Raw genomic sequence first — 23,902 nt, 5'->3', positions numbered from 1 at the left:
CGCCTGACACACCGGGCGACCCGCGAGGTACGGGCTGAGGAGGACAACGGTGGAGGAAAACGTACCGGCCGGGCGATGCGTGGTCGCTGTGGACGGGCCGTCCGGTTCGGGGAAGTCCACCGTGTCGCGGCGACTGGCCACGGGCCTCGGCGCCCGCTACCTCGACACCGGCGCCATGTACCGGGCGCTGACCTGGGCGGTCCTGCGCTCCGGCGTCGAACTCACCGACACCGAGTCGGTGGCCAAGGTCGCCGCCGAGGCCGGCCTCCGCATCGGCACCGACCCCCAGGGGTACGCCGTGACCGTCGACGGCACCGACGTGTCGACGGCCATCCGCGGCGCCGAGGTGACCCGGGCCGTCTCCGCGGTCGCCGCCGTCGCCGCCGTACGCGAGCTGCTCGTGGACCGGCAGCGGCGGGTGATCGCCGACGCGGGCCGGATCGTGGTCGAAGGCCGGGACATCGGCACGGTGGTCGCCCCGGACGCGGACCTGAAGGTGTACCTGACCGCCTCCGAGGCGGCGCGCGCGAAGCGGCGCAGTGCCGAGGACGCCGCGGACGTCGCGGCGACCGCCGCCGACCTGGCCCGCCGGGACCGGCTCGACTCGACCCGCAAGGTCAACCCGTTGCAGCAGGCCCCCGACGCGGTGGTGCTGGACACCACCGAGCTGGGCATCGACGAGGTCGTGGCGCGCCTGCGCGAGATGCTCACGGAGCGGGGTGTCTCATGAGTGACGAGGATTTCGGTGGCTGGGTGGAGCTGCGCGAGCCGGAGGTCGACTCCGGTGAGCCGACCGGTCCGCAGCCCGTGGTGGCAGTGGTCGGCCGTCCCAACGTCGGCAAGTCCACGCTGGTCAACCGCATCATCGGCCGTCGGCAGGCAGTCGTGGAGGACATCCCCGGCGTGACCCGGGACCGCGTGCCCTACGACGCGCAGTGGAACGGCAGGTCGTTCACAGTCGTGGACACCGGCGGCTGGGAACCCGACGCCAAGGACCGGGCCGCGGCCATCGCCGCCCAGGCCGAGATCGCGGTGGGCACCGCCGACGTGGTGCTGTTCGTGGTGGACGCCATGGTCGGGGCCACCGACGTGGACGAGGCTGCGGTCAAGATGCTGCGCCGCAGCGCCAAGCCGGTGATCCTGATCGCGAACAAGGCCGACAACACCACCATCGAGATGGAGGCGACCTCGCTGTGGTCGCTCGGCCTCGGTGAGCCGTTCCCGATCTCCGCGCTGCACGGCCGCGGCTCCGGCGACCTGCTCGACGCGATCCTGGAGGCGCTGCCCGAGGCGCCGAAGATCGTGGAGGACCGGCCGCGCGGCCCGCGCCGGGTGGCGCTGGTGGGCCGCCCCAACGTGGGCAAGTCCAGCCTGCTGAACCGCTTCTCCGGCGAGGAGCGCGCGGTGGTCGACTCGGTAGCCGGCACCACTGTCGACCCGGTCGACAGCCTGGTCGAGATCGGCGGCGAGACCTGGCAACTGGTCGACACCGCCGGCCTGCGCAAGCGAGTCGGCAAGGCCAGCGGCACCGAGTACTACGCCAGCCTGCGTACCGCCTCGGCGATCGAGGCGGCCGAGGTCGCCGTGGTGCTGATCGACTCCAGCGAGGTGATCAGTGAGCAGGACCAGCGGATCCTCACCATGGTGGTCGAGTCCGGCCGGGCGCTGGTCATCGCGTTCAACAAGTGGGACCTGGTCGACGGCGACCGCCGCTACTACCTGGACAAGGAGATCGACCGGGAGCTGCGACGCATCCCCTGGGCGATCCGGCTGAACCTGTCCGCGAAGACCGGCCGCGCCGTCGACAAGCTCGCCCCCGCGCTGCGCAAGGCGCTGGCGAGCTGGGAGACGCGCATCCCCACCGCGCAGCTCAACCAGTGGCTCACCGCGCTGGTCCAGGCCACCCCGCACCCGGTGCGCGGCGGACGAGCGCCGCGCATCCTGTTCGCCACCCAGGCCGGGGCGGCGCCGCCGCGCTTCGTGCTGTTCACCACCGGGCCGCTGGACGCCGGCTACCAGCGCTTCGTCGAGCGCAAGCTCCGCGAGGAGTTCGGCTTCGAGGGCAGCCCGATCGAGATCTCGGTACGCCCGCGCAAGAAGCTCGGCCCCGGCGGCCGGGGCAAGGCCCACGGCTGACCCGTTCTCTGCCGCACGCCACCCTCCTAGGATGCTCTAGGGGGTGTGGCGCGCGGCGCGGGAGGGGCCTCTGCGCACGGTGCGAAGATCCTGCGCTAAGCTGTACCGGCTGCCGCGGGGGAAACCTGGCGGGGGCATCGGGACGTGGCGCAGCTTGGTAGCGCACTTGACTGGGGGTCAAGGGGTCGTCGGTTCGAATCCGGCCGTCCCGACGCAGGTCAGAGGGCTGATCCGGAAAACGGGTTGGCCCTTTCGCCGTTCTTGGGACCAAGATCAGTCAAGTTGGAGCTGGCCTGGCGTTGCTTGACCGTTGGTCAAGCAATGTGGCCAGCCCGTTACCTGCCAAATTGCTCCTTTCGCATCATCTAGGCGGCCCACGACGCGGGCCGCCTCGACGACGCGGGACGTGGGCCGGGCCGATGGGCCTCCTAGGCGCGCGGCAGCGCAAGCCAGTCGTGCCAGGTGATGTCGCGGCCCAGATAACGGGGCTGCTGGAAGGGCCAATCTGCGGCAATCCATTGCGGCACCAGGGCGTCGAGCGCGCGCTCCACCTCGCTGCCGACGAGGTCGTCCACCACCCACCAGGAGACCTCTCCGTCGGAGCCGGTGCGCTCGGGCGGATCGATGTAGACGCAGCCGAAGATCGCCGTCTCCTCGTCGTTCAGCAGCACGTAGTTGAACGACTGGTGCGCGGCTATCTCCTTCTCGTGCCGCAGCAAGTCGATGCGGTCCTCTTCATGGGTCATCGTCTCCTCGGGCCAACCCCAGGCCGGGCCGAAGATCTCCCACAAGCGCTCTCGAGAGCCCATCACGGCGGGGTAGTCGATCGCGGTGTCCGACTCGCGGATCGGCCGTAGGTGAAGCGCGGTGTTGGGCACGGGTACGTAGACGGGGTGGACGAAATCCTCAGGCAGCCAACTCATAGGGGCTGAGGCTACAACCGGCCGATGCGGGATGATCCAGGCGCCTTGCCGTGGCGGCCGGTGTGGCGAGGCAGGACAAGCCGGGCCGTCGCCGTGTGCCTTGCGGCCGGGTCCGCATTTCCTCAATCGCACGCTGCGGTCGCCGAGGGGGTCGGCGATCTGGGGACCCGATGGGGACCTCACGGTGTGCGCGATAGTGGCCGGGATGCCGTCGACTGCACGGCCTGACCGTGGAGACAGTGTGCGTGACGTGCGTGGACGTGTGGCGAGTCGTCCTGGGGGTCAAGGGGTCGTCGGTTCGAATCCGGCCGTCCCGACAAAGAAGAAGCCCTGACCAGCGGGAACACTGGTCAGGGCTTTGATTTTCTTCGATGGAGATTTGAACCGCCCCCCGAAAACCCCCCGTTTACGCGGTGCGGCAACCAAGTTCGTCATCGGTGTGCATCGTTCTCTCCTGGCGACGATCCTTGGTTGCTCGGGTGGCTGCCGAGCCGTTCGAGGATGCCGGACACGTCTGGGGCTTGTACCGGCTTGGCGATGTAGTAGGTCCTTGATCGCCTACGACCACTGACCCGACTTCGGACCAAGTTCAGTGTGGATCGCCGGATCTGATCACGGCATGGTTCTTCCGTCCATCGGTTCACTGATGATCGGGCTTCACGTGTGGGGGTTGAGGTTGCGTCCGCTGGAGCGGTGTACGACTTGCCCGTGATGGGCCGACCATGTGACGCGGAGCGGTGAGGAGAATGTCGGCAACGGCACCTTCCTCACCGTTCCTACGATCATGCCTCCTGGATCATGCCCACGTGGACGGCCACTCGCCGGTGATAAGGCGAATCTTGTAGTGCCACCAGTCGTCCGGGCCGTCGACCTGATTGCTTCCACCCGCCCTGGGAGGAGCCGTGGGACATGGACTGGTCGTGGCCAGTCGACGTCAACGGGGTCCAGCGGCTGACGTCTGCCCTCGTCGGGTGCCCGGACCCGCTGCAGCCATGCGGCGAATGTCCCGCGCACCGCACGTTGCGCGAGCCACGGAGAGACCGCCACCGCGTGAGGTCCCGGTGACGATCGTGCTGACCGAGGACGGTGAAGTGCTCCTCGGCCGGAAACTGCGCCGCAGCCGCCGCCCCCGGGGACGCCCGGGAGCACCTGCACGCCGCCCGGGAAACCTCCGGTCTGCTCGGGCTGACCGTCTGGGCCGAGCAGGCCACCACCGAGCCGCGGGCGGCCGGCGAGTCGGTCGGCACACCGGAGCTGCCGGCCGCCCGGCTGCTCACCGGGCAGCAGCTACGGATCGCGCAGCTGGTCGCCGAGGGGGCCACCAACCGCGAGATCGCCACCCGGATGTTCCTCTCCACCCGGACCGTCGACCACCACCTGCGCAACGTCTTCCATCGGCTCGGCATCCGGTCCCGTACCGAGCTCGCCCGCGCGCTGCACTGAACCCGGCGCGGCGGCGGGCGGCGACGGTCAGGGCAGCACGACGGTACGGGCGCCCTCGCCGCGGGCCATCCGGTCGAACGCCGCCGCGGCGCCGTCCAGGCCGGTCCGGTCGGTGATCAGGGTGGCCGGGTCCAGGGTGCCGTCGAGCACGGCGCGGGCCAGCTCGGGCAGGTCCCGGTCCGGGTCGGACGAGCCGTACACCGAGGAACGCAGTGTCCGCCCGGAGTGGAAGATGTCCAGCGCGCTCAGGCTGACCACGTCGTCCCGCGCGCCCATCCCCACGACGGTGACCTGCCCGCCGCGTCGGGCGGCCCGCCAGGCGGCGCGGATGGTCACGCCGCGGCCGACGCACTCCAGGGCGTGGTCGACGCCACGCCCGTGGGTGCGCTCCCGGATCGCCCGGCTCAGCGCGTCGTCGGCGACGAGGAAGTCGGTGGCCCCGGCGGCGGCGGCCAGTTCGGCCTTGGCGGGCGACACGTCGACGGCGAGCACCGGATCGGCGCCGGCGGCCCGGGCGGCGGAGACCACCGACAGGCCCACCCCGCCGAGACCGATCACCGCCACCGAGTCGCCGGGCGCCACCCGGGCGGTCCGGCGTACCGCGCCGACCCCGGTGAGCACGGCGCAGCCCAGCAGGGCCGCGGTGGCGAACGGCAGCTGCGCCGGAACGTCGATCACCGCCTCCTGCGGCACCACCACCTCCTCGGCCAGCGCGCCGAGGCCGAGGGCGACGTGCAGCGGCGAACCGTCCGAGGTCCGGCCCCGGGCGGTCGCGGGGGAGCCCGTCCGCTCGCAGAACCACGGCTCGCCGCGACCGCAGTACCAGCACCGCCGGCAGGGCGGCGCCCAGTTCAGCACCACGTGCGTGCCGGGCCGGACCCGGTCGACGCCGGGGCCGACCTCGATCACCTCGCCCGCCGCCTCGTGCCCGAGCACCAGCGGGTACGGCGGCGCGACCGTGCCGTTGACCATGGACAGGTCCGAGTGGCAGACCCCGGCGGCCCGTACCCGCACCCGTACCTCACCCGGCCCGGGGTCCGGCAGCTCCACCTCCTCCACCGTCAGCGGCTGGTCCACGCCGCGGGCGAGCAGCGCCCTCATCGCTGGATCGCCTTGGTCTGGAGGAACTCGTCGAGCCCGTAGCGACCCAGTTCCCGGCCGAGGCCGGACTGCTTGTAGCCGCCGAACGGGGCGAGCGGGTTGAACGGCGCGCCGTTGATGTCGACGGCTCCGGTGCGGATTCGCCGGGCGACCCGCACCGCCCGCTGCTCGTCGGCGGACCAGACAGCGCCGGCCAGGCCGTACCGGGAGTCGTTCGCGACGGCCACCGCTGCCTCCTCGTCGTCGGCCGCCGTGCCGGCCGGCACGCTCGCCAGCACCTCCTCGGTCGCCGGGTTGTGCACCGCGATGGTCTGCCCGCAGGAGGGGGCGACCCACGCTCCGTCGAGATAGATGTCGGTTCGTGCGAGATCCATCGCGCCCCTCACGGTGGTCAAAAACTAGCGCTGCAAGTTTTTACTCTAGTGCCCCGGATCGGCTGGCGGGAGGGGTGGTAGCGGCCCGATGTGCTCCTCGTAGGTGCGGGAGAGCCCATGGATGAGCGCGTCGAGGCCGAGCGCGAAGGCGCCCTCGTCCACCCGTTGCTGATGCTCGGCGAGCCGGTGCGCCTGGGTCAGGTGCGGATACCGCTCCCCGTACAACCCCGGGTCCTCGACGAAGCCACGGGCGAACGATCCGAGCGCGGAGCCCGCCACGAAGTAGCGCATCAGCGCGCCGATGTGCGTCGCGCGTGCGGGCGGCCAGCCGGCAGCGACGAGCCCGCCGTAGACCGCGTCGGCCATCGCCAGCGCCGCGGGCCGCCGGCCCGGCCCGCGGGCCAGGTACGGCACGATGTTCGGGTGCGCGGCCAGTGCCGCGCGATACGAGTGCCCCCACCGGCGCAGCGCCTCGCGCCAGTCGAGGCGCCCGAAGAAGGAGACGTCCACCTGGGCGGTGACGCTGTCGGCCACCGCGTCGAGAATCTCGTCCTTGGTGGCGAAGTGGTTGTAGAGCGAGGGCCCGCGTACGCCGAGTTCGGCAGCGAGCCGGCGGGTGGAGAACGCCTCCAGCCCGTCCGCGTCGATCAGCGCGGTGGCGGCATCGACGATCCGCTGCCGGCTGAGCAGGGCCTGCCTCGGCCGGGGCATCCGCGCCTCCCTCGCTCACTCGTCGGTCCGCGGCAACTCTGCCACAGCCGGGTCTGGACTTACTTAAACTTGCAGCGCTAGTTTATGCCGCATGGACCTTCAGCTCTCCGCAGAGCAGGCGGCGGTTCGTCAGCTCGCCGCCGAGTTCGTCGACCGTGAGGTGGTCCCGCACGCCGCGGCCTGGGACCGGCGCGAGTCGGTCGACCCGGAGATCGTGGACAAGCTCGGCCGGCTGGGCTTCCTCGGGCTGACCATCCCCGAGGAAGACGGCGGGTCCGGCGGCGACCACCTCTCCTACTGCCTGGTGCTGGAGGAGCTCGGCCGGGGCGACTCCGCCGTCCGGGGCATCGTCTCGGTGTCGCTCGGGCTGGTCGCCAAGGCCATCGCCGCGCACGGGTCCGCCGCGCAGCGTGCCGAGTGGCTGCCCCGGCTCTGCGCCGGCACCGCGCTCGGCTGCTTCGCCCTGACCGAACCGGACAGCGGCTCGGACGCGGCCGCGCTGACCACCCGGGCGACCCGCGACGGCGGCGACTGGCTGATCACCGGCGCGAAGACGTTCATCACCAACGGCACCGTGGCCGACGTGGTCCTGCTCTTCGCCCGCACCGGCGGACCCGGACACCGGGGCATCAGCGCGTTCCTGGTGCCCACCAACGTCGCCGGGCTCACCCGGAGGGAGATCCACGGCAAGCTCGGGCTGCGTGGGCAGGCAACCGGTGAGCTGCGCTTCGACGCCGTCCGGGTGCCCGACTCGGCGCGCCTCGGCCCGGCCGGCGGCGGGTTCCGGCTGGCCCTGGCCACTCTGGCCAAGGGCCGGATGTCGGTGGCCGCCGGCTGCGTCGGCATCGCCCAGGGCTGCCTCGACGCGGCGGTCGGCTACGCCGGGCAGCGCACCCAGTTCGGCAAGCCGATCGCCGGGCACCAGCTGGTGCAGCAGTTGCTCGCCGCCATCGCCGTGGACACCGCCGCCGCCCGGCTGCTGGTGTGGCGGGTGGCCGACCTCGTGGACCGGGGCGAGGCGTTCGCCACCGAGGCCTCGATGGCCAAGCTCTTCGCCAGCGAGGCAGCGGTCCGGGCGGCCAACAACGCCGTCCAGGTCTTCGGCGGGTACGGCTACATCGACGAGTACCCGGTCGGCAAGTACCTGCGCGACGCCCGGGTCGCCACCCTCTACGAGGGCACCAGCCAGATCCAGCAGCTGCTCATCGGGCGCGCGCTCACCGGCGTCAACGCCTTTTAGCAAAGGGGAGAACCGTGACCAGATTCGCCGACCGGGTGGCCGTCGTCACCGGCGCCGGGCAGGGCATCGGCGCGGCGACCGCGCACCGGCTGGCCGCCGAGGGCGCCGCCGTCGCCGTGGTCGACCTCGACGAGGAGCGCAGCCGGGCGGTCGCCGACGAGATCACCGCGGCCGGCGGCCGGGCCGTCGGCATCGGCTGCGACGTGACCGACCCCGCGGCGGTGGCCGCGATGAGCGACCGGGTGGTGCAGGCGTACGGCGGGTTGCACGTGCTGGTGAACAACGCCGGCATCACCCGCGACGACCTGCTGTTCAAGATGCCCCTGCCACACTGGGAGGCGGTGCTGACCACCAACCTGACCAGCATGTTCCTCTGCTGCCAGGCCGCCCAACAGCACATGGTCGCGGCCCGCTACGGCCGGATCGTCAACCTCAGCAGCCGCTCCGCCCTCGGCAACCGGGGCCAGGTCAACTATGCGGCGGCCAAGGCGGGGGTGCAGGGCCTGACGGCCACCCTCGCCATCGAACTCGGCCCGTACAACGTCACGGTCAACGCCGTCGCCCCGGGCTACGTGGCCACCGCGATGACCGCCGCCACCGCGCAGCGGGTCGGCAGCAGCCCGGAGGAGCATCAGCGGATGGTCGCCGAGCACACCCCGCTGCGCCGGGTCGCCCAGCCGACCGAGATCGCTTCGGTGATCGCCTTCCTGGCCAGCGACGACGCGTCGTACGTCAGCGGACAGACCCTGTACGTCAACGGCGGCGCGCGCTGAGGCGCGCCGGCGGACCAGCACCCGGAGGGGACATGGACTTCGCGCTTTCCGACACCGAGCGGGCGATCCGCGACACCGCCCGCGACTTCATCACCAGGGAGGTCATGCCGCTGGAGCAGGAGCTGCTGCGGCGGGAACGGGCGCACCGGCCCGGACTGGAGCACAGCGAGCTGCGCGAGTTGCAGCTCAGAGCGCGCAAGTTCGGGTTCTGGGGGCTGGCCACCCCGGAGGAGTACGGCGGCATGGACCTGCCGGCCGTCACCCAGTCCCTGATCTGGACCGAACTCGGCCGCTCGTTCGTGCCGTTCCGGTTCGGCGGCGAGGCGGACAACATCCTGTTCCACGCCAATGACGAGCAGAAGCGCGAATACCTGGTCCCGACCATCGAGGGGGAGCGGCGCAGCTGCTTCGCGATCACCGAGCCCGGCGCCGGCTCCGACGCGGCCAACATCAAGCTCAGCGCCCGCCGCGACGGCGACGACTGGATCCTCAACGGCGAGAAGACCTTCATCACCGGCGGTCACGACGCCGACTTCGCCATCGTGATCGCGGTGACCGACCGGGAGAAGGGGGCCCGCCACGGCGGCGCCACCGCGTTCCTGGTGGACCGGTCGATGGGCTGGCGCTCGGAGTTCATCCAGACGATGGGCGAGGGTGGCCCCGCCTCGCTGGTCTTCGACGACGTCCGGGTGCCCGGGCGCAACATCCTCGGCGAGCCCGGGCAGGGCTTCAGCCTCGGCATGGAGTGGATCGGCAAGGGCCGCTACATTATCCCGTCGCACGCCGTCGGCATCGCCGAGCGGGCGTTGTCGATGGCCATCGACCACGCCAACACCCGGGAGACCTTCGGCGCGAAGATCGGCACCAACCAGGCCATCCAGTGGATGATCGCCGACTCGGAGACCGAGCTGGAGGCGGCCCGCTGGCTCATCCTGCGCGCCGCCTGGACCGTCGAACAGGGCATGGACCCGCGGCACGCCTCCTCGATGGCGAAGCTTTACGGCGCGGGCATGGTCAATCGGGTGGTCGACCGCGTTCTGCAGATCCACGGCGGCATGGGCTACACCCGCGAGCTGCCGATCGAGCGCTGGTACCGGCAGGTCCGGCTCTACCGGATCTTCGAGGGCACCGACGAGATGCAGCGACTGATCATCTCCCGCGACCTGCTGCGCGGCTACACGAAGCTGGGAGGGCACCTGGCATGAGGGTCTTCGCGTCCATCGAGGAGTTGGCCGAGGCGACCGGCGAGACCCTGGGCCCCGGCCCCTGGTTCCGGATCGACCAGCAACGGGTCGACCGGTTCGCCGACGCCACCGACGACCGCCAGTGGATCCACATCGACCCGCGACGGGCCGCGGCCGGCCCGTTCGGCGGCACCATCGCGCACGGCTACCTCACGTTGTCCCTGCTGCCGGCGCTGGCCGGTGGCCTTTACCGGGTCGAGGGGGTGGCCATGGGGGTCAACTACGGCCTCAACCGGGTGCGCTTCCCGGCCCCGCTCCGGGTCGGCAGCGCGGTCCGCGCCACCGCGACCCTGGCCGAGGTGTCACCCGTGGACGGCGGCGTGCAGGTGGTCACCGCGGTCACCGTGGAGAGCGACGCCGGCGGCAAGCCGGTCTGCGTCGCCGAGACGGTCAGCCGCCTGGTGCGGGGCGTGGCCCGATGACCGCGCTGTCGCTGGCCATGGTGCTGGCCGAGTCCGCCCGCCGGCACGCCGACACCGTCGCCGTGGTCGACGGCGACACCCGGGTGACGTACGCCGAGCTGTGGCTGGAGGCGCGCAGCTACGCCGCCGGGCTGCGCGAGTGGGGGGTCGGCCCCGGCGACAAGGTGGCCCTGCTGGCCCCGAACGTGGTGGACTTCCCCCGGGTCTACTACGGGGCCCTCGCCGCCGGCGCGGTGCTCGTCCCGGTGCACCTGCTGCTGACCGTGGACGAGGCGGCGCACGTGCTGACCGACAGCGACACGAAGCTGCTGGTGTGCCACAGCTCCCAGCTCGCCCTGGGCGCCGCCGCCGCGGCGGCGGCCGGCGTGCCGCTGGTGACCGTGGGGCCGGCGGCCGCCGGCGCGGTCGCGCCCCGCCTGGAGGAGCTGAGCCACCCGCTGCCACCGCTGCCGTCGTACGTCACCCGGTCGGCGGAGGACCCGGCGGTGGTGCTCTACACCAGCGGCACCACCGGGGTGCCCAAGGGCGCCGTGCTCACCCATCTCAACCTGGTCATGAACGCCACCGTGAACGTCTTCGACGCCAACGACGCGCGCAGGACGGACGTAGTGCTCGGCTGCCTGCCGCTGTTCCACAGCTTCGGCCAGACGGTGGCGATGAACGGCACCTTCCGGATCGGCGCGACGCTGGTGCTGCTGAGCCGGTTCACCGGGCCGGCCGCCATCGAACTGATGCTGCGTGAGGGGGTGGACGTCTTCCACGGCGTGCCCACCATGTACGTGGCGCTGCTCGACGCCGCCCGGGACCGGGACGACCTGCCCCGGCTGCGGCTCTGCGTCTCCGGCGGGGCGTCGCTGCCGGTGGCCGTGCTGGAACGGTTCCACGCCGCCTTCCAGACGACGGTCTTCGAAGGGTACGGGCTCTCCGAGACCTCACCCACCGCCACCACCAACCAGCCGCACTTCGGCACCCGCGCCGGGACCATCGGGCACCCGGTCTGGGGCGTGGAGGTGGAGATCGCCCGCGCGGAGGTGGACGAGCGGATCGAGCTGCTGCCGACCGGAGAGCTCGGCGAGATCGTCATCCGGGGGCACAACGTCTTCGCCGGTTACCTGGGGCGGCCCGAGGCGACCGCGGAGGCGGTGGTGGACGGCTGGTTCCGTAGCGGTGACCTGGGGCGCAAGGACGCCGACGGGTTCATCACCATCATCGACCGGAAGAAGGACATGATCATCCGGGGTGGCTTCAACGTCTACCCACGCGAGGTGGAGGAGGTCCTTGCCGGGCACCCGGCGGTCGGCCAGGTGGCGGTGATCGGGGTGCCCGACCCGCGTCACGGCGAGGAGGTCTGCGCGGTGGTGGTGGCGGACCCGGCCGGCCCGGGCCTGCCCGACGAGCAGGAGATGATCGACTGGTCGCGGGAGCATCTGGGCCGGCACAAGTACCCGCGGCAGGTCCGGTATGTCGACGACCTGCCGCTCGGGCCGAGCCACAAGGTGCTCAAGCGGGAACTGCGTCGCCGGATGGCCCCTCCCGACTGACCACCGCCCGCCGTCCGCTGCCACCCGCCCGGGCCGCGGCCCTCGTCGCGCTCGCCGCGCAGCGAGGGCCGCTTCCTCCGGCTGTCGCGCCGGCGAGCGTCGCCCGTCGTCGTGCTCGGCGGGCGGTCCCGGCGGTGGCGTCGAATACTGAGCCGATGACCAACCCCGACCTCGATCCCGAGGTGTACCCGCCGATCGACCCGCGTGTGGACGTGCCGGACGGCCCCGGCGCACACCCCCGGATGACGATCGTGCTGACCGAGGACGGGCTGCCGCAAGTCCGGTCGGTACACGATCTATAAAGCTGACGGGGAGCCACAGCCAGGAGCCAGCCGTAGTAGGTGGAGACGGCCACGCCGATGACCCGAAGGACAGGCTCGACCCCGAAGCGATCGCGTAGCTCGTTGACGAGCGTCACGACCGTCGCCGGGTCGGGTCGAGCTCCGAGGCGAAAAAGCCGACGCAGCCTTCAGGATCTCGTTGGCCCGCTTCAGCTCGGCGTGCTCCGGCCGCAGCCGACGCAGCTCCTCCACCTCCGAGGTTGTCGGCCGGTCGTCGTGCTGACCACGGTCGGCCTCGTCCTGGCGGATCCAGTTGCGCAACGCCTCGTGATGCACCCCAAGCTGGCGGGCCAGTTGACGGATCACGGGCTTCGGGTCCGACTCCCGATCCAAGCGCACCGCACGTTCACGCAGCTCATCGGCGTACTTCTTCGGTGCCGCCACGGATGACTCCCTTCAGCTCCATCAGAGCATGATCGAAAGCCTCCGAGCTACCGGGGGAACCTCAGGGCTGGTGCCCCCAGAAGAACAGGTACTTGACCCGCCCGCCCGCAGCGGCGAGCGCCCGCAGCTCGGGCAGGCTGCGCGGCGAGGAGGTGATGTCGGACATGTTCGGCAGGGTGCCAGAACCGTATGGTCACGCGCCACAGGGTTTGCTCCGCCGGTCGCGGGTCTGCCGGCCGTCCTCCCCGGGGTTGAGCGGGCCGAGAGCGACCTTGCTGCCCTTCGGTTTGAGGCGAGGCGCCTCGGCCTTGCGACGCGCCGAGATTTTTATTGCTGAGTCAAAAATTCGACGTTCATCTCTGGCGTTGGGAGTGGTCGTGCGTTCATGATGTTGGCGGTACGGCCGCCCGGAGAACCGCCCACCCTGTTGGATGACGTGCTCGGCAGGGCCGGCCGGTCCCGGGCGCGTCGCTTTTCGACTGGGAGGTAGTCATGACACCGACGGGATCACGCAGGCCCGCCCTGTTCCGGTCCGGCATCGCGGCCGCAGCAACCGTGCTGGCTCTTGCCGCGAGCACCGTGTCCGCGACGGCAGCCCCAGCCGAAGGTGACATCCTCGCCGCGGGCGGCCCGACCGCCGTGGCTGGCTCCTACATCGTCGTGTTGCGGGACTCCGCCGTCAGAGCGACCGCCGTGGACACCACTGCCCGTGACCTCACCGCACAGCAGGGCGGCGGCGTCGGCCCGGTCTACCGGCACGCCCTGCGAGGCTTCGAGGCCCGACTCTCCGAGCGCGGCGCCCGCCGCCTCGCCGCGCATCCGGCCGTCGCTTCCGTTACGCAGAACCACACGGTGTCCGTGGCAGGCGTGCAGAGCCCGACGCCGTCCTGGGGCCTGGACCGGATCGACCAGCGCGCGTTGCCCTTGGACAACTCGTTCACCTATCCTCGCGTGTCGCCGGGCGTGCGGGCGTATGTCATCGACTCCGGGATCAACCTGACCCACACCGAGTTCGCCGGGCGGGCGGTGTCCGGCTGGGACTTCATCGACAACGATGCCGACGCCACCGACTGTATGGGGCACGGTACCCACGTCGCCGGCACGGTCGGCGGCACCACTTACGGGGTGGCCAAGAACGTGCAGTTGGTGGCCGTACGCGTCTTCAACTGCGACGGCCGCGGCACCACCTCGAACGTTCTTGCCGGGGTCGACTGGGTGACCGGCGACCATGATCCGGGTGAGTCGGCCGTGGCGAACATGAGCCTCGGCGGCCCGCCGTACGCGCCCATGGTCGACGCCGTGCGACGGTCGATCGCAGACGGCGTCACCTACGTGGCGGCTGCGGGCAACGAGAGCGGCGCCGACGCGTGTTCCTACACCCCGGCCTCCGTCCCGGAGGCGATCACCGTCGCCGCCACCGACGCCACCGACGCCCGCGCATCGTTTTCCAACATCGGTACGTGCGTGGACCTGTTCGCGCCCGGCGCCGAGATCACCTCGGCCTACATCGGCAGCAGCACCGCAACCCGCACCGCCTCCGGAACCTCGATGGCCACCCCGCACGTCACCGGGGCGGCGGCGTTGATCCTGGCCGACAACCCCACCTACACCCCGGCGCAGGTGACCCAGGCACTCCTGGCCGACACCACTCCCGGCGTGGTGACCGATCCGGGTGTCGGCTCGCCGAACCGGCTGCTCTACGTCAGCGCCACCACCCCGGCCAACGACTTCGCACTGACCGCTACCCCCGCCAGCGGCACCGTCACTGCCGGCGGCACCATCTCCACCACGATCACCGCGACCGTCACAAACGGTGCGGCCCAACCGGTCTCCCTGGTGGCCCGCGGCCTACCCGGAGGCGCCGACGCCACATTCCAGCCCGCGAGCGTTCCCTCCAATGGCAGCACCACCCTGACCATCAACACAGCGTCGACAACCATGGCCGGCGACTACACCATCACGGTGATCGGCACCGGGACCGGTGCAACCCGCGCGACGGCATTCCAGCTACACGTCAACGACCCGGCCGGCTGCGTCGGCTCGAACGGCACAGACACGGCGATCACCCAGAGCACGAGCGCCCTGGTCCCCATCGCGATCACCGATTGCCCCGGCGCCGCCGCTCGCAACAGCACCATCGAACTGCACATCGACCATTCTGGCATCGGTGACCTCGACATACGGCTGCTCTCACCCGACGGCACCTGGTACTACCTGTTGGACCGCACCGGCGGCCAGAGCGACGACATCGACTACACCTTCACCCACGACCTGTCGTCCGAGACCGCGAACGGCACCTGGACGCTGTGGCTCAACGACCTCCTGCACTCGGGCACCGGGTTCCTCGACTCGTGGCGGATCAACCTCGCGGGCGCTGACCTGCCGGCGCCAGCATGCGGTGGCCGCACCACCACCACCAACCTACGGATACCGGCCGCCGGCACGGTCGAATCGTCAATCAGCGTGGCCGACTGCGGCCTGGCGCCGTCGACCAAGAGCTACATCGAGCCCAATATCCGTCACCAGTACGGCCGAGACCTTCGAGTCTCCCTCATCGCGCCGGACGGGCAGGCAATCCTGCTCAAGGATGCCTACGTGGGGTCGTACCGAGCAAACGTCCGCGAAACCTTCATCACCGATCTGTCGAGCAAGCCCACAGCTGGCACCTGGAAACTGCGGGTCGAGAACGTCGCCAACTATGAAGGCACGTTCGAAGGCTGGAAGCTGACCCTCGATGGCGGCACCACACCACCGCCCACCACACCACCGCCCACCACACCGCCGCCGACGACGCCTCCCCCCACCACGCCGCCGCCGACGACGCCACCGCCCACCACCCCGCCTCCGACCACCCCGCCCCCCGGTGGGAGCGCCGCCTGCACCGCCGTCTACTCCGTGCAGGACCAGTGGAACGGTGCGTTCGTCGCCAACGTCAACGTCACGGCAGGAGCCACCCCGCTCACCGGCTGGCGGGTCACCCTCAACCTGCCGGGCGGCGCCTCGGTCACCTCGCTCTGGAATGGTGTCAACAGCGGCACCAGCGGGACCATCACCGTCGCGAACCAGAGCTACAACGGACGGCTGTCCGCAGGCCAGACCACCAGTTTCGGATTCCAGGGCACCGGAAACGGCAACGGCGCCACCGTCACCTGCACCGGAAGCTTGAGCTAAGAGCGACCGGCAATAGGTAGGGCGTCTGAACAGGGAGGACCCCCGAGGCAGCAAGCAGGCACGGGCCCATTGATCACGAGAGTTCTCTACGCTTCGTGACCGATGGAGTCCCGTGCCTGCATAGATTGGGTGCCGTCCGCGACGGTGATCTGGTCGATCCGCCGCCGGAGCATCGGCGCCAGAGCCAGCAGTGGGGCCGAGGGTGTCGATGACCCTCTGCGCCGCCGAGTGCGACCCCCCCCCGAACAGTGGGCCCACCCCTGGAAGGCCGTCGAGATCACCTGCACCCATCGTGGTCCACGATGGACGCCACAGCGAGTTACGAGACACGCCCTCAGCATCAAACCAAGTGGGGAGCGACAATCCTGACCATCAGTTCTCTGTGGGAGTTCACGCCGGACCGCTCGCCCGCATCACCCCACGTCAGCGCCCGTCGCCCTGTCCAGCATCGATGAGCACTTCGGGCGCGTTGACCACTTCGCCGAGCTGCGCCCAATCTGCTCTCCCCAACCGGGCTCGCACCGGGCCGCCCACCGATCGTGAAGCTGCCAGCCCGGTGCCACGGTTGGCGCCAGCGCCTGGCTCCCACCGGAGAGCACGCCCACGATCGCCGCGCCGTGTCAGCGGCATGAGCGCGCACCTGATCAAGCGGTCCTGGCGACCGCACCGCGCCTGATTGGCGTTAGATGTGCGCACTGTCCCCAACTCTGTGGCCGTGCGTTACGGGTCGAGTGGTTCGATGACCTGTTTTCGGGCGCAGGCTGTCGACGCTGGGGACGGCGACGTGGGCGAGGAAGTCGTCGCCGGCCGGCCACGACGTACACCGACAGCACCTCGGGCAGTTCCATCGCATATTCCTTGAAGCCGTCGATGACGGTGCGGCTCAGGGGCCGGACCTGCACGTGCAGCAATACCTCCGCAATCGCATATTGGCACGAGCGTGAGCAGCGAAGTGGTCAAGGAATGCTCGCGTCTGGATGGTGCTGGCTGTCGTTCTGGGCCCCGCTGACGCCATTCACGAGAGCCATGGCGCGCCGCCCACTCACCGGTCTCGTCGCCGAGGCGACCACGGTCACCCCTTCGTCGCGCGGGGCGCCCGGCGACCGGCCCAGCGGGCCAGCAGGTTCAACCCCAGGGCGTAAGCGGCGGCGCTCACCAGCAAGGCGGCGCTGCTGCCGCGCCCCCAGTCACCCACCGGCACGGGCGGTACGGCCCAGACATCCGTCGACAGTCCGGCCAGCGCGATCGCCGTGCCGGCCGCGATCGGTGGGACGGCCCACAACAGCGCGTACGGCGCGGCGAACCGGTCGTCCTGCAGCAGCCCGACCAGGGTGGCGGCGAACCAGCCCAGCAGGAGCAGGAACACGAGCGGCCAGCGCGTCGCGGCTCGCCGCAGGTGCCCCAGAAGCAGCGCGCCGAGACCGACGCCGGCAGCGGCATAGAGCGGGAAGGCGGCCAGCTCGCACAGGAGGACCCGCACCAGGATCGGGTCATCGAGTGCCGGGGTCGTGAAGTAGACGCCCTCGCGTGCGCGGGCGAGCGGGTAGGCGACCGCGACGGCCACGCCGGCCAGGAGCAGCGCGAGCGGGACCGCCACGACCAGCGCCCTCGCCTGTGTGTTGCGGCTGGCTAGGGCGGCCCCGGCCAGCAACGCCAACACTTGTCCGCAGAGGACACCGGAGGTGTACTGGAAGATGCGCGTGGTGTGGAGCAGCTCGTACTGCTGTGCGTCACCCTGCGCGTCGTAGTTGACCCAGAAACCGTAAAACGCGTCGTTGAACGGCATGGCCACGAGCACCAGCAGCGCCATCGCCGGCACCGACCAGACAGCCGGGTGCGTCATGGCACGCGGAGCCGCTGGTAGACGGCCGCCTGCCAACCCCGGGCGCATCCGCCAAGTCTGCGCGTCCCGGCTGCGGTCGGGCAAGCCTGCGCGTCATCGGTATGGTGCGGGTTTGCCATCCGGCTGCAGGTCGTGATCAACGCCCGGGTAGCAGCACAGGTGCTCGGCTTCCACCACCGACCGCGACGAGGAGTTGCCATGACCGAGGTCGTCACCTACCGGCCCGAGCCGGCGGAGATGTCGTACACCTTCGGCGGCCGGGAGCCGGTCCTGCGGGTCCGGCCCGGCACCGTCGTGCAGTTGTACACCGAGGACTGCTACGGCGGCCGGGTGCGTGGCATCGACGACCTGCCCTCGCGGGTGTGTGAGTTTCCCTATCTCAACCCGGTGACCGGGCCGATCCACGTCGAGGGCGCCGAACCGGGGGACACGCTCGCGGTGCACGTGGTGGCCGTCGAACCGGCCCGGGACTGGGCGGTCTCCAGCACCTTCCCGCACTTCGGCGCGTTGACCGGGACGCACGCCACGGCCATGCTGCACCCGCCGCTCGACGAGCTGGTCTGGATGTACGACGTCGACGTCGCCGCAGGCACCGTGACGTACCGGGCCCGGCGCGGCGACTACACGGTGGCGCTGCCGTTGGACCCGATGCACGGGACCATGGGGGTGGCGCCGGCGGCGTTCGAGTCGCGGATGACGATCGTGCCGGACGCCCACGGCGGCAACATGGACTCGCCCGAGCTGCGGGCCGGCGTGACCGCGTACTTTGGGGTCAACGTGCCGGGTGCGCTGTTCGCGGTGGGTGACGGTCACTGCCGGCAGGGCCACGGCGAGGTGTGCGGCACCGGGGTCGAGGCGGCGATGAACACCACGCTGATTCTCGACCTGGTGAAGGGCGTGTCGACGCCGTGGCCGCGGCTGGAGTCCGACGACGCGCTGATGAGCACCGGCTCGGCCCGGCCGCTGGAGGACGCGTACCGGATCAGCCAGCACGACCTGGTCACCTGGACGGCCGAGCTGATGGGGTTGGACCAGCTCGACGCGTACCAGCTGGTCAGCCAGGCCGGTGAAGCGCCGGTGGGCAACGTCTGCGACCCGAACTACACGATGCTGGCTCGGGTGGCCCGCCGCTACCTGGGCGGGGTGACCGCGTACGACGGCGTGCACGCGCGGCTGCGCGAGACGGGCCGGGTCCACCTGGCCCACCGTTGACCGCCGACGCGGCCTCCGCTCACACCTGTCTATCCGGTCCTCGAAGTTGCGCGCTGAGCCTCATCGGCGGTGAGGCAACGGGTCGTGTCGTGTCGCCCCTCGGACACAAACGATAACCCCACGGTGTGCGCTGAGATCCACTTCAGCGCGCACCGTTTGCGTTTTCCGGCTGGTAGTTCAGCCGGTGGGTACCGGCTGCGGGCCGGCTCGCCGGCCCTGGCCAGCGGCCAGGTCATGACGAACCGGGGCAGCCGGGACTTCTTCGGCGGAGCGGTCACCGCGGGATGCCGTCCCGACCGGGGCGCGCACCAGTTGACCACCACCTGCGCGCCCGGTGGCGGCGTCGTCCCGCGCACCGGCTGGTCGGTGCGGTACGTCGACAGCCAGGAGACGGCGGCCGAGAAGGGGGGCGGCGACCAACGCGTTCGACGGCAACCTCAGCACGATCTGGCACACGAAGTACACCGGCGGCAGTGACCCGGCGCCGCACGAGATCCAGATCAACATGGGCGCGAGCTACTCCGTTTCGGGCCTGCGTTACCTGCCCCGGCAGGATGGCGGCTCCGGCGCGGCCAACGGACGCATCGGCCAGTACGAGGTGTACGTCAGCACCGACGGCACCAACTGGGGAACGGTCGTGGCCACTGGCGCGTTCGCCAACGACGCGAGCCAGAAGGACGTCCGGTTCACCGCGAAGACCGGGCAGTACTTGCGACTGCGTGCCGTGAGTGAGGTCGCCGGCAACCCGTGGACGTCGGCCGCGGAGATCTACGCCCTCAACTGAGGCTCGTCCGTGCGTTCCTGGGGGAGTGACCGCACGGGACGGTAAGGCACGAACACCAAGTATCGGTCCGCTGAACAGGGATGACATGGTGCACTCCCGAAGAGTCGACGACTTCCGGAGTCAGTCTTCACCGAGCGGCGGCATAGGTCGGATCCTTGATCTGGCAGGGATCGGGTTCACGACTGCCTCGGGTGACCGAGGGCTCCTACGCTGAAATTTGTGGAAGATGTCGATGATGCCCGCGAGCTCGTTGAGCAGCGGATGCGCGCCACGGGGTTCGAGGAGGACATCCTCGACAAGGTCTTGGATCTGCTGGAACGCTTCGACACCGATCGGGAGAAGCTGTTCGAGGAGATGCTCTCCAAGCTGGAGCAACCGGGCTATGACGGCCTGACCGACCGGTGGGAGACCAACTGCGAGCAGGCCGAGGCGCTGATGGAGCGCCTCGAATCGGACATCCGGTCGGTGCTGGAGGACAGCCAGGCCAACGCGATGTCCGTCGACGAACGGTGGACCGCGGTCGGCCCGCGTGACTTCCTCGCCGGGGAGCGCAAGATCTGGGCGGAGGTCGCCCGGCTCGACGTCCCCGAGGTCGCCACGCTGATGAGCAAGGTCCTGGAGGCCGACCTCGCGCTCATCAAGAAGTGCGAGGAGGACCTCAAGAACGCGCGCAGCAACGACGCGATCGTCGAGCAGCTGCTCCTCAAGAACTTCGGCTCCATCCAGGACACGGTCAAGAGCCTGCTCGTCAAATACCTCCCGACCTCGGGCGCCCGCCTGATCGTCCTCTTCATGAAGGACCCGTCGTCCAAGGAAGCCGCCAACGAGGCGATCAAGAACTTCGAGAAGCTCACCGCGGAGAACCTCATGGCGGCCAAGCAGAAGCGTGCCGCGAAGCAGACGGTGGTCGACAACATCAAGCTGCTGACCGCGGCCCGCGAACAGCTCGACGAGGACTGGATCGACAAGCTCTTCGCCCGCGGCGCCGAGGCGGCGGGGAACTGGCGCGGCATCGGCGCGTCCGGCGACTACCGGGCCACCGACTGGGACTGGATGAAGGAGAACGTCCTCGACCGAGGGCTCGACACGCGGGCCGAGGCGGCCAAGGAGCAGTCCAGCAAGCTCTACGACGAGCTCTTCCCCACGCTCGTGGAGGAGAGCACCAACGCCTTCGCCCAGCTGACCGATGATCCGGGCACGCTGGCGAAGTTCAACGAGGAGCTGGAGAAGGCCTCGGAATCCCTGGAGTCGCTGCTGGCGACCGAGGAGGAATACGTCAAGGACCTGGCCGAGGGACCCTACAAGCAGACGGGCCTCGCCGCGTTCGCACAGGTCAGAGACGCGGTCAAGGTGGGCTTCAAGCTGCTCGCGGACAAGACGGAGGAAGCCGACGACGAGGTGAAGAAGTCATGACCGACCTCTTCGTCGCGGCGGGCGGCCCGGTCGGCGACGGCACCCGGGCCCGGCCGTTCCACGACCCGTGGCTCGCGCTGCGGCAGGCTGCGCCCGGCGACCGCATCCACATCGCGGCGGGCACCTATACCGGGCGTGGCGAGCGCTCCTCGTGGGTCGTCGACACCCCCGAGCTGACCCTGCTCGGCGGATACAGCCCCGACTTCGCCCGCCGTACCCCCTGGCAGACACCGACGGTCTTCGCGGCAAAGACCGGCCTGCGCGTCCCGAACGAGCCGAACATGCTCCAGGGCATCGGCGGCCACGACGGCCTCGTCCTGGACGGGCTGTTCTTCGACGGGGCCGGGCGCGACGACTACGACGAGCAGGGCGGCCTGCAGCGCGCCTCCTACGGGGACGGCCCGCTGGTGAGCCTGCGCGGCGAGCGCATCACCGTCCGCGACTGCTGCTTCGCCAACGGCAGCTCCGGCGCCGTCGAGCTCGGCGGCGACTCCGTGGTCTTCGAGAACAACATCGTCGTCAACTGCGTCGGCCTCAGCCTGCTCACCGTCCGCGACGGCGCCCCCGAGACCCCGGCCGCGGTCAGCCGCAACACCTTCGCCTTCGCCCACGACGACTCCGACCCGCCGCGCGGCTCCGGCGCCGACCGGGCCGTCGGCGTACGGGTCAACGGCGCTGGCGCGATCGCCGACAACGTGTTCGTCGGCTGCGGCAACGCGGCCGTCGCCTGCCTGCGCGACGTCGGGCAGATCGCCATCGACCGCAACCTGTTCTTCGCCACACCGCGCGACATCGTGCGCAGCCGGGTGTCGGGCGCGGAGGCCGAGCTCACCGAGGAGTACGCCGCGGAGCTCGAAGACGTCGGCCTGCGCTCGGCGGCCGGCAACACCGTCGGCGACCCACAGCTGACCGGGCTCCCGGCGGCGTGGCTCGACACGTACACGGTGGACGTCGCCGTCACGTACGAGCGCCCGCCGATCGCCGCCCTCAACGCGCTGCGGAAATCGGCCGGCCTCGGCGAGCTGTCGTCCACATCAGACCGTGATGTTCAGCGGCCCGTCATGCGCCGGCTCGCCCCGGCCGAGGTGCTCGCCCTCGCGGTCGGCGCGGCGCCGGGCGCGCACCCCGCCGACCTGGCGGCGCCGGAGCCGTTCACCGAGCTCCCGGCCGGTCCGGCGTACCAGGCCGTCGACTGGGCGCGGCTCTACGAGGCCGACCCGGCGCTCGCCGGAGCCCCGGTGCAGGTGCGGGCCGGGGTCGGCTTCGACCAGAACACGCAGATCCTCCCCGAGCTCGCGGAGACGCACATCGGCGTCGCCGTCTACGAGCCCGGCACCGACAACAGCCCGTGGTGGGCGCTCGCCCCGCGCTACGGCCTCGTCCATCACCAGACTGAGGAGGCCGTACGGTATTCGCGCGGCCTCGACGTCGAGTCCACGTACCTGCTCCGCGGCACGTATCGCCTCACGCCGCCCGGCGGGCGTCAGAGCGCCACCATCGTCCTCGACTCCCTCGCGCCCGTGCTCGACGTCACGGCCCCCGAGCCGCCCCGGCCGGCCGGCCGCGACTGGTTCGTGCGAGCCGGATCCTCCGGCGGGGACGGCAGCCGCGAGGCGCCGTTCCGCGACCCGTTCCAGGCCCTCGAAAAGGCCGCCGAGGGCGACCGCATCCTCGTCGCCGCAGGTGAGTACACGGGCCGCCTGCGGTCGGGCACGTGGCGCATCCCCGTACGCAACCTGACGCTGCTGGGCGGGTGGGACGCCGAGTTCGCCGCGCGCGACCCCTGGCGACACCCCGTGCGCTTCGTGCTCACTCCGGAGACCAAGGCGAAGGGCATCTTCGGCGATCCGGTGCTCACCGGCGAGGACTCGGGGGAGGGCCTCATCCTTGACGGGTTCATGTTCGACGGGGCGACCTACAACGCGTACGCCGACAGCGGCGCCCTCGACGCGGGCCATTCCCAGTCGGCGGCGCTGCTCGACCTGCGCGGCGGCAGCGGCGGCATCACCGTGCGCAACTGCGTCTTCGCCAACGCGGCGTACTGCGCCGTGCAGCTCAGTGCGGCGTACGGGACGTTCGAGAACAACGTGGTCGTCAACACGAGCGGCACCGCCGTCCGTATCCAGGCACCCGGCGCGGGCCCCTGGACCATCCGCGGCAACACGGTCCTGTTCGCCGCCGACCCCACCGGCCGGGCCTCGACCGGGCAGTCCACGACCGGCTGCCTGCTGGACATCTCCGGCCGGGGTGTCATGCGGGTCGAGGCCAACGTGCTCGCCTTCGCCGACAGCATCGCCGTCCGCGCGACCGTGCCCGACCAGAACCTGCTGCTCGACGGGAACGTGCTCGCCGCCAACCTGTACGCCGACCTTTACGACGGCCGCCACGTGCTCGTCGACGCCGAAAACCGCGACCGGGTGTTCCGCGACGCCCCGTTCGGCGCTCAGACCGGAACCCGGTTCGAGCTGCCGGCGGTGCCGGTCGACGCCGCGTACGCCGACCAGGCCGTCGGCCGCCTCTCGGCGCTGGCCGCCGCGATGCCGAAGGACGGGCTCAACGCCGCCGCGGCGGCGCTCGGCGTCTCGGTCACGGCGCCGAAGACGGAGGCACCCGTCGAGGCGGCGCCCCCGGAGCCGAAGAAGGAACCGTCAGTGGCCGACCTGCTCGCGGACCTCGGCCGGGCCCGCAAGGCGTTCGAGGCGAAGGACGCGGCCCCGCCGGCCACAGACACTCCGCTGTACTGCCCGGTCTATCCGGTCGAGGCGGCGCTGAGGCTGGCCCTCGACGCCCCGCCAGGCGAGCCCGGCGCCCACGCCCCGCCTTCATGATCGAAGAGCTTGTTACAT

At 70.9% G+C, this 23,902-nt stretch carries 21 protein-coding genes, 1 tRNA gene and 1 pseudogene; 16 read left to right on the top strand and 7 right to left on the bottom strand.

Going from position 1 to position 23,902, the window contains the following annotated elements:
- Positions 1–49: 49 nt before the first annotated feature.
- From cmk to ACFYON_RS26645, 3 genes are all read left to right on the top strand, one after another.
- On the top strand, positions 50–730 hold the full coding sequence (gene cmk / locus ACFYON_RS26655; RefSeq protein ID WP_354874391.1) for a (d)CMP kinase: 681 nt from the start codon (positions 50–52) through the stop codon (positions 728–730).
- On the top strand, positions 727–2,136 hold the full coding sequence (gene der, locus ACFYON_RS26650) for a ribosome biogenesis GTPase Der (RefSeq protein ID WP_355047310.1): 1,410 nt from the start codon (positions 727–729) through the stop codon (positions 2,134–2,136). The genes cmk and der overlap by 4 nt, the downstream gene beginning before the upstream one ends.
- A 138-nt stretch (positions 2,137–2,274) precedes the next feature.
- A tRNA-Pro gene (locus ACFYON_RS26645) sits at positions 2,275–2,348 on the top strand.
- A gap of 216 nt (positions 2,349–2,564) precedes the next feature.
- Here ACFYON_RS26645 and ACFYON_RS26640 read toward each other — a convergent pair.
- Positions 2,565–3,059, bottom strand: a complete 495-nt coding sequence (locus ACFYON_RS26640; protein ID WP_355015273.1) for an N-acetyltransferase — start codon at positions 3,057–3,059, stop codon at positions 2,565–2,567.
- Positions 3,060–4,145: 1,086 nt separating this feature from the next.
- Between ACFYON_RS26640 and ACFYON_RS26635 the strand changes: the two genes are divergently transcribed.
- Positions 4,146–4,502 (top strand): helix-turn-helix transcriptional regulator, encoded by a 357-nt coding sequence (locus ACFYON_RS26635; RefSeq protein ID WP_355047324.1) that lies wholly within the window; start codon positions 4,146–4,148, stop codon positions 4,500–4,502.
- 27 nt (positions 4,503–4,529) lie between these two features.
- On the opposite strand, the gene ACFYON_RS26630 is transcribed toward ACFYON_RS26635, so the two are convergent.
- The 3 genes from ACFYON_RS26630 to ACFYON_RS26620 are packed head-to-tail and all read right to left on the bottom strand — an operon-like array spanning position 4,530 to position 6,688.
- Positions 4,530–5,603, bottom strand: coding sequence for an alcohol dehydrogenase catalytic domain-containing protein (locus tag ACFYON_RS26630; protein ID WP_355047325.1), 1,074 nt, complete (start codon positions 5,601–5,603; stop codon positions 4,530–4,532).
- On the bottom strand, positions 5,600–5,977 hold the full coding sequence (locus ACFYON_RS26625; RefSeq protein ID WP_387189044.1) for an aldehyde dehydrogenase family protein: 378 nt from the start codon (positions 5,975–5,977) through the stop codon (positions 5,600–5,602). Before ACFYON_RS26625 ends, ACFYON_RS26630 begins: the two co-directional genes overlap by 4 nt.
- A 45-nt stretch (positions 5,978–6,022) precedes the next feature.
- Positions 6,023–6,688: a TetR/AcrR family transcriptional regulator C-terminal domain-containing protein gene (locus tag ACFYON_RS26620; protein ID WP_354874383.1), complete on the bottom strand. Its 666-nt coding sequence runs from the start codon at positions 6,686–6,688 to the stop codon at positions 6,023–6,025.
- Between the two features lie 91 nt (positions 6,689–6,779).
- Here ACFYON_RS26620 and ACFYON_RS26615 point away from each other — a divergent pair, with 91 nt between their 5' ends.
- The 6 genes from ACFYON_RS26615 to ACFYON_RS26590 all read left to right on the top strand — a co-directional run bounded on the left by ACFYON_RS26615 (position 6,780) and on the right by ACFYON_RS26590 (position 12,210).
- On the top strand, positions 6,780–7,928 hold the full coding sequence (locus ACFYON_RS26615) for an acyl-CoA dehydrogenase family protein (RefSeq protein ID WP_174533219.1): 1,149 nt from the start codon (positions 6,780–6,782) through the stop codon (positions 7,926–7,928).
- Between the two features lie 14 nt (positions 7,929–7,942).
- Positions 7,943–8,701, top strand: coding sequence for a 3-oxoacyl-ACP reductase FabG (locus tag ACFYON_RS26610; protein ID WP_354874381.1), 759 nt, complete (start codon positions 7,943–7,945; stop codon positions 8,699–8,701).
- Between the two features lie 32 nt (positions 8,702–8,733).
- Positions 8,734–9,906, top strand: a complete 1,173-nt coding sequence (locus ACFYON_RS26605) for an acyl-CoA dehydrogenase family protein (protein WP_355047326.1) — start codon at positions 8,734–8,736, stop codon at positions 9,904–9,906.
- On the top strand, positions 9,903–10,367 hold the full coding sequence (locus tag ACFYON_RS26600; RefSeq protein ID WP_194799872.1) for a MaoC family dehydratase: 465 nt from the start codon (positions 9,903–9,905) through the stop codon (positions 10,365–10,367). Before ACFYON_RS26605 ends, ACFYON_RS26600 begins: the two co-directional genes overlap by 4 nt.
- Complete coding sequence (locus ACFYON_RS26595) at positions 10,364–11,908, top strand: long-chain fatty acid--CoA ligase (protein WP_355047327.1); 1,545 nt, start codon at positions 10,364–10,366, stop codon at positions 11,906–11,908. The genes ACFYON_RS26600 and ACFYON_RS26595 overlap by 4 nt, the downstream gene beginning before the upstream one ends.
- A 155-nt stretch (positions 11,909–12,063) precedes the next feature.
- Positions 12,064–12,210, top strand: a complete 147-nt coding sequence (locus tag ACFYON_RS26590) for a hypothetical protein (protein ID WP_354874375.1) — start codon at positions 12,064–12,066, stop codon at positions 12,208–12,210.
- On the opposite strand, the gene ACFYON_RS26585 is transcribed toward ACFYON_RS26590, so the two are convergent.
- Both ACFYON_RS26585 and ACFYON_RS26580 read right to left on the bottom strand, forming a co-directional pair.
- Complete coding sequence (locus ACFYON_RS26585) at positions 12,205–12,633, bottom strand: transposase (protein ID WP_354874373.1); 429 nt, start codon at positions 12,631–12,633, stop codon at positions 12,205–12,207. The genes ACFYON_RS26590 and ACFYON_RS26585 overlap by 6 nt on opposite strands.
- Positions 12,634–12,697: 64 nt before the next feature.
- Positions 12,698–12,799 (bottom strand): annotated as a pseudogene (locus ACFYON_RS26580) (DUF1768 domain-containing protein); the annotation flags it as partial.
- Positions 12,800–13,125: 326 nt separating this feature from the next.
- Between ACFYON_RS26580 and ACFYON_RS26575 the strand changes: the two are divergent.
- Positions 13,126–15,804 carry a S8 family serine peptidase gene (locus ACFYON_RS26575; RefSeq protein WP_354874371.1) on the top strand — a complete coding sequence of 893 codons (2,679 nt, stop codon included), beginning with the start codon at positions 13,126–13,128 and terminating at the stop codon, positions 15,802–15,804.
- 1,072 nt (positions 15,805–16,876) lie between these two features.
- Here the strand turns inward: ACFYON_RS26575 and ACFYON_RS26570 are convergent.
- Positions 16,877–17,614 (bottom strand): hypothetical protein, encoded by a 738-nt coding sequence (locus ACFYON_RS26570; protein ID WP_354874369.1) that lies wholly within the window; start codon positions 17,612–17,614, stop codon positions 16,877–16,879.
- A gap of 231 nt (positions 17,615–17,845) precedes the next feature.
- Between ACFYON_RS26570 and ACFYON_RS26565 the strand changes: the two genes are divergently transcribed.
- From ACFYON_RS26565 to ACFYON_RS26545, 5 genes are all read left to right on the top strand, one after another.
- Entirely contained in the window at positions 17,846–18,859 is a 1,014-nt protein-coding gene (locus ACFYON_RS26565; protein WP_354874367.1) for an acetamidase/formamidase family protein, read from the top strand.
- Between the two features lie 234 nt (positions 18,860–19,093).
- The gene (locus ACFYON_RS26560; protein ID WP_387189048.1) at positions 19,094–19,336 is read left to right on the top strand and encodes a hypothetical protein; all 243 of its coding nucleotides are present in this window, start codon (positions 19,094–19,096) and stop codon (positions 19,334–19,336) included.
- Positions 19,305–19,643: a discoidin domain-containing protein gene (locus tag ACFYON_RS26555; RefSeq protein ID WP_387189047.1), complete on the top strand. Its 339-nt coding sequence runs from the start codon at positions 19,305–19,307 to the stop codon at positions 19,641–19,643. The genes ACFYON_RS26560 and ACFYON_RS26555 overlap by 32 nt, the downstream gene beginning before the upstream one ends.
- A 219-nt stretch (positions 19,644–19,862) precedes the next feature.
- On the top strand, positions 19,863–21,056 hold the full coding sequence (locus ACFYON_RS26550; protein WP_354874363.1) for a hypothetical protein: 1,194 nt from the start codon (positions 19,863–19,865) through the stop codon (positions 21,054–21,056).
- Entirely contained in the window at positions 21,053–23,884 is a 2,832-nt protein-coding gene (locus ACFYON_RS26545) for a right-handed parallel beta-helix repeat-containing protein (protein WP_354874361.1), read from the top strand. Before ACFYON_RS26550 ends, ACFYON_RS26545 begins: the two co-directional genes overlap by 4 nt.
- The last annotated feature ends 18 nt before the right edge of the window (positions 23,885–23,902 follow it).

The sequence above is a fragment of the Micromonospora sp. NPDC005686 genome (assembly GCF_042871665.1).
Taxonomy (GTDB): domain Bacteria; phylum Actinomycetota; class Actinomycetes; order Mycobacteriales; family Micromonosporaceae; genus Micromonospora.
The sequence above is the reverse complement of the archived record's forward strand: the minus strand, read 5'-3'. Positions and strand labels throughout refer to the sequence as shown.